The following is a 5837-nucleotide window of genomic DNA, read 5'->3' as shown; positions in this document are numbered from 1 at the left end:
GGGTCCTTTCAGCCAGGACGTCGATCAACTCTTTGTCGTTCGCATTAGGAGTCCTTTTTCGTACAAAGAGAGGTGAAGGATGGACGACCGCCAAAAGTTTTGTTTCAACGGTACTACGAGAATTTCAATAGCTATTTCCGGAAATGTCCAGCGATAAAACGGATCAGGTCAGGGTGAATGACCGGCCGAACTCGATGTTAATTCCCCCCACAGTCTTGCCTTCAATTGACTGACTTAGACCGGCCATTTCCGGCCCGTCAAGCTACCGGCGAGGTGGTCAATGGAACGGCTGTTCCACCCCACACACCCGCCGGTCACCACTTGTCGTTGGCAGCTAGTGTTGTGGTTAAGAAGCGGAAAGACGCATAGCCGTTTCGGAAGTCTTCAGCTTCTCCCGTAGGCCCTCATCATCATTTCCACGTTCCGCTCCAAAAGACGCTCGTCCTCTTCCGGCGTTGGCTTGCCTAGGCCCAGCATGACTTTGATATGGGCGGTGCCAAGAAACAACGAGAGAAACTGGTCCGCCCCGGCTTCGGTATCGTGGAACACCAGGCTGCCTGTCGCCACGGCGCTGTCCAAGTAAGCGCGCACGCGTGCCACAATGTTGAGTGGCCCCTGCTGGAAAAAGGCGCTGCAGGCGTCCTGCTGCACACCGGCCTCCGCATACAGAACGCGCTGCTTGCAGATCACTTCGTCAACGCGAATCAGCGCCAGGAAGTGGCGGCCGATGATGGTCAACCCCTTGCGAGGATCGGAGGGAGGCAGTTCCGCATCGCTCTGGAAATCAAACGCGGCATCGACGCGCCGAACAATCGTGGCTTCGAACAATGCCTTCTTGGTTGGGAAGTAGGAATAGATCGTCATCTTCGACACTTCCGACGCCTTGGCGACCGCTTCCACACTGGTCCGCTCAAAGCCCTGTTCCAGAAAAAGCTGTTCCGCCGCCTCGAGGACCCGACGCAAACGCTCAGGGTCGCGAGGCCGGCCCAACTTGGATTTTGGTGACTCGCTCATAGTTTACTTGATCGTCCAGTAAAGTTGTGTATACTTACTTTACGGTACAGTATAACTAATGGTGTCGCCATGATCAAACTCCAATTCATCGTCCGCTCGGCGCAGCTATTCCAACCGGCGCCCGTTCCCATCCTGTTGATGCTCTTGCTGCTGGCCGGCTGCTCCACGCCGCCGGAAAATTCGGCCCTGCCCCGCCCGGTGCGCGTCATCCGCGTGGGGGAAGCCGCTGCCCATCCCACCGCCGGGTTCGCGGGCGAGGTTACCGCCCGGCGGGAAACCGCGCTGGCGTTCCGCGTTGCCGGTAAATTGGAAGCCCGACTGGTGGAGGTGGGGGACCGGGTCCGCAAGGGGCAGGTCATCACCCGCTTGGACGCCAATGACTACCGGCTTGCCACTCAGAATCTGAAGGCGCAGCTGGCCGCCGCCAGGGCCGAATACGAGTTCACCCGTGCCGACCTGGCCCGTTACCGAGAGCTGCTGGATCAGAACATCATCGCCCCGCCGGAATTCGACCGGCGCCAGACGGCTTACACGGCGGCGAAAGAAAAGGTGGCCGCCCTCGAAGCCCAGCTGGCGCAAACCGTGAACCAGCTGCGCTATTCCGAGCTTGCGGCGGAGCGCGACGGCGTCATCGCCGCTTTCAGCGTCGAGGCGGGCGACGTTATCGCTGCGGGGCAGCCGGTGGCGCGACTGGCCCAGCTGGACGAAAAGGAAGTGACCCTCCATGTCCCCGAGCAACGCGTCGGCGACATCGCGCCAGGGCAGGTGGTCGAGGTTTCGCTGTGGTCCCAGGGCGAGCGGCGGTTTCGCGGGAGCATCCGCGAAGTGGCGCCCGCCGCCGATCCCGCGACCCGGACTTACCGCGTGAAAGTCGCACTGTTGGATGGCCGCGATCAGGGGCTGCTGGGCATGACGGCTACGGTTTGGCTAACGACCACCGAGCCCGCTGGTCCGGTCATTCCCCGCTCGGCGGTCTTCACCTCCCACGACGACCCGAAGCAGTCTAAGGTCTGGGTGGTCGACGCCGACACCGTCCGGTCGACTCCGGTGACTCTGGGTGCCCCGCTGGACGGCGAACGCATCGAGGTGGCCGGCGTCGCGCCCGGCCAAACCGTCGTCAGCGCGGGCGTGCAGCGGCTCATTGAAGGCCAGGCCGTGCGCGTCCTCGCCACCAGCAACGGGATTCAGCCATGAACGACTTCAATCTCACCGCCTGGGCGCTGCGGCACCGCGCCTTCACCGGAATGCTGATGGTCCTGCTCGTCCTCGGGGGCGTCGTGGCCTATTTCCTCATCGGCCAGGGCGAAGATCCGCAGTTCACCTTCCGCGTCATGGTGGTCAAGACTATCTATCCCGGCGCCACCGCCGCGGAGGTAGAGGAGCAGGTCACCGATCGGTTGGAGAAAAAACTCCAGGAACTTCCTGATCTCGATTATCTGCGCAGCTATTCCAAGCCGGGCGAATCGGTGATCTTCATCAATGCCCGCGAGGACATTCCGGCCGATGAAATCCCCGATCTCTGGTATCAGGCGCGGAAGAAGGTCGGCGATATCGGCTTTAGGCTTCCGCCGGGCGTCATCGGCCCCTTCTTCAACGACGAATTCGGCGACACCTACAGCGTCATCTACGCCTTTTCCGGCGAAGGTTTCGGCTACGCCGAGCTGAAGGACTTGGCGGAATCGGCCCGCCAGCGCTTCCTCCGGGTACCGGATGTGGAGAAAGTCGATCTCATCGGCACCCAGGACGAGAAGATCTTCGTGGAATTCTCCGACAAGCAGCTCGCCGAGCTGGGCTTCAGCGCCGCACAGATCGGCGAGGCCTTGCGCAGCCAGAACGCCCTGGCAACCGCGGGTCAAGTGGAGGAACCCGGACGTAATCTGCCCATCCGGATCACCGGGAGCCTGGCGACCGTGGACGAGGTGACGAACCTGGCCGTCCGGGTCAACGGCACGTCCATCAGGATCGGCGACGTGGCGACGGTGCGGCGGGGCTACGAGGAGCCGGCCGAATTCAAGATGCGCTTCAACGGCAAGGAGGTGGTCGGGCTGGGCATCACCATGAACAAGACCGGCGACGTGCTGGCCATGGGCAAGGCCCTCCAGGCGGAGATGGCCCGCATTCAGGCGGAATTGCCGGTCGGCGCTACCATCGAGCAGGTGGCCGACCAACCCAAAGTGGTGAAGCGGGCCATCGGCGAGTTCCTGCAGACCTTCTTCGAAGCCCTGGGGACGGTGCTGCTGGTGAGCTTCCTCAGTCTGGGCTGGCGCGCCGGCTCCGTGGTGGCACTGACCGTGCCCCTGGTGCTGGCGGGAACCCTGCTGTGCATGCTGGTGTTCGGCATCAACCTACAGCGCATCTCCCTGGGCGCTTTGATTCTCGCCCTGGGGCTGTTGGTGGACGATGCCATGATCGCCATCGAGATGATGGCCCGCAAGCTGGACGAGGGCTGGGACCGCATTCGCGCCGCCACCTACGCCTATGGCGCCACGGCCTTTCCCATGCTGACCGGCACCCTCATCACCATCGCCGGCTTCCTGCCGGTGGGGCTGGCCCGCTCCTCGGCGGGCGAGTACACCGTGGCCATCTTTCAGGTGGTGGGCATCTCGCTGCTGCTGTCCTGGGTCGGCGCGGTGATCTTCACGCCATACCTGGGCTACTGGATGCTCAAGAGTCACCCGGGTGGCGAAGCCGGCGGCGAGCATTTCGACACGACTTTTTACCGCCGGCTGCGGCGCTGGGTGCGCGGGTGTGTCGATCACCGCCGCACGGTGATCGCCCTGACGGTCGCACTGTTTGGGCTGGGCATCGTCGCCATGAGCCAGGTGCCCCAACAGTTCTTTCCGCTGTCGAGCCGGCCGGAACTCATGGTGGACCTGTGGCTGCCGGAAGGAAGTTCCTTCGCCGAAACCGAGGCCGCCGCCCGTGATCTGGAAACCGTCCTTGCCAAGGACGACGATGTGGTCCACTACGCCACCTATGTGGGCGGCGGGAGCCCGCGCTTCTTCCTGCTCATCACCCAGCAATTGAATCATTCCAATCTGGCCCAGACTATGGTCATGACCCGCGACAAAGCCGCCCGCGAACGGGTGCTGCACCGCTTACGGCAGGTGTTCCAGACCGATTTTCCGCAGGTCCGCGGCCGCATCATGCGCCTGGACGTGGGCCCGCCCCAGGAATACCCGGTGCTGTTCCGGGTACTGGGCGAAGACCCTTCGGAGGTGCGCCGCATTGCCGATCGGGTGAAGGCTGTCGTCCGGGCCAACCCGCACACGGTAGACGTGAACGACGACTGGGACGAACGCCTGCCGTCACTGCGTCTGAAGCTGGACCAGGACAAGGCAAGGGCGTTGGGCGTCAGCTCCCTGAGCCTGGCCCAGGCCCTGCGCGGCCATTACTCGGGTCTCCCCGTGGGACAGTTGCGGGAGGGCAACGAACTCATCGACATCGTCTGGCGCTCCCAGCAGCAGCAACGCGCTTCGGCGGACCAGTTGCCCGACGTGTCGGTACAGACCGGCAACGGCAAAGCCGTGCCGCTGTCGCAACTGGCCCGGCTGGAGACCGTATTCGAGGACGGCATCCGCTGGCGCCGCGACCGCTATTCGGCCATCTCGGTGCGCGCAGACATCACCGACGGCGTGCAGGCGCCGGATGTGGCAACGGAAATTATCCCGAAGCTGGCTGCACTTCAGGCCGAACTGCCGCCCGGCTATTTCATCGAGACCGGTGCCGCCAAGGAGAATGCCGGGATCGCGCAGAAGTCCATCTTCGTGTGGATTCCCCTGGTGCTGATCGCGACCTTCGTGCTGCTGATGCTGCAGTTGCAGAACCTGGCCCAGGCCTTCCTGGTCTTCCTCACCGCGCCACTCGGTGTGATCGGCGCCGCCTTCGCCCTGCTGCTGTTCGGTGCGCCCTTCGGGTTTGTGGCTCTGCTGGGCATCCTCGCGTTGGCGGGCATGATCATGCGCAACTCGGTGATCCTGGTGGACCAGATCCAGCAGGACGAAAAGGCGGGACTCAGCACCTATGACGCCATCGTCGAATCCACGGTGCGCCGCTTCCGGCCCATCCTGTTGACGGCGGCGGCCGCGGTACTGGCGATGATTCCCCTATCGCGCAACGACTTCTTCGGTCCCCAGGCCATCACCATCATGGGCGGGCTCATCGTCGCCACGGCCTTGACGGTGTTCTTCCTGCCGGCGCTCTACGCGGCCTGGTTCAAGGTGAAGCGGGTCGAGGCGCGGGACGCTTCGCCGGAGGAGGCCGAGTTGCAACACGCGTTTTCTCATGACACAGGAGATGCCCGATGAACGGAAAATTGACTGGCTTCGTAGGGGGCGTCGTAGCCCTCGCCTTGGCGGCCTGCACCCCGACCCGAGTCGACCCGAATCTGCATCTGCCCAGCGTAGCCGATTGGCAGCACGGGCAAGCGGCCGATGTAGTGACCAACCGGGCGGATCTGGCGTCCTGGTGGCATGGATTCGGCGACCCGGTGCTGGATGAACTGATCGCCGGCGCCATCGGCGCCAACCAGGACCTGCGCATCGCCAAGGCCAGGGTGCGGGAGGCCCGGCAGATGGTCACGGTGGCCGAATCGGCGCTTTACCCCACCGTGGAGTTCAACGCCAACGGCGGCCGAGAGCGAAGCATCAACCGGGTTTTCGCGGCACCTGGGCCCCAAGGTGTTGAGCTGATTGCCCCGGCCGGTAACGCCTTCAGTGGTGGACTGGCAGCCCGCTGGGAGATCGATTTGTTCGGTGGCCGCCATCTGGAGGCGGAGGCGGCAACCGCCCAGGCATCCGGAGCCCGCGAAGGCGAACGGGCGG

The 5837-nt window shown here is 63.7% G+C and carries 4 protein-coding genes; 3 read left to right on the top strand and 1 reads right to left on the bottom strand.

Annotated features, from left to right (window positions below; genetic code table 11):
* Positions 1-384: 384 nt before the first annotated feature.
* Positions 385-1014 carry a TetR/AcrR family transcriptional regulator gene (locus VMS96_10735; protein ID HVP43900.1) on the bottom strand — a complete coding sequence of 210 codons (630 nt, stop codon included), beginning with the start codon at positions 1012-1014 and terminating at the stop codon, positions 385-387.
* A 69-nt stretch (positions 1015-1083) separates the two neighbouring features.
* On the opposite strand from VMS96_10735, the gene VMS96_10730 reads away from it, so the two are divergent.
* From VMS96_10730 to VMS96_10720, 3 genes are all read left to right on the top strand, one after another.
* The gene (locus VMS96_10730) at positions 1084-2208 is read left to right on the top strand and encodes an efflux RND transporter periplasmic adaptor subunit (GenBank protein ID HVP43899.1); all 1125 of its coding nucleotides are present in this window, start codon (positions 1084-1086) and stop codon (positions 2206-2208) included.
* On the top strand, positions 2205-5321 hold the full coding sequence (locus tag VMS96_10725; protein HVP43898.1) for an efflux RND transporter permease subunit: 3117 nt from the start codon (positions 2205-2207) through the stop codon (positions 5319-5321). The genes VMS96_10730 and VMS96_10725 overlap by 4 nt, the downstream gene beginning before the upstream one ends.
* The coding region (locus tag VMS96_10720; GenBank protein ID HVP43897.1) for a TolC family protein at positions 5318-5837 on the top strand (520 nt) is incomplete at its 3' end. The genes VMS96_10725 and VMS96_10720, both read left to right, overlap by 4 nt.

It is taken from the genome of Terriglobales bacterium, from assembly GCA_035543055.1.
Classification (GTDB): domain Bacteria; phylum Acidobacteriota; class Terriglobia; order Terriglobales; family Acidobacteriaceae; genus JAIQFD01.
The sequence above is the reverse complement of the archived record's forward strand: the minus strand, read 5'-3'. Positions and strand labels throughout refer to the sequence as shown.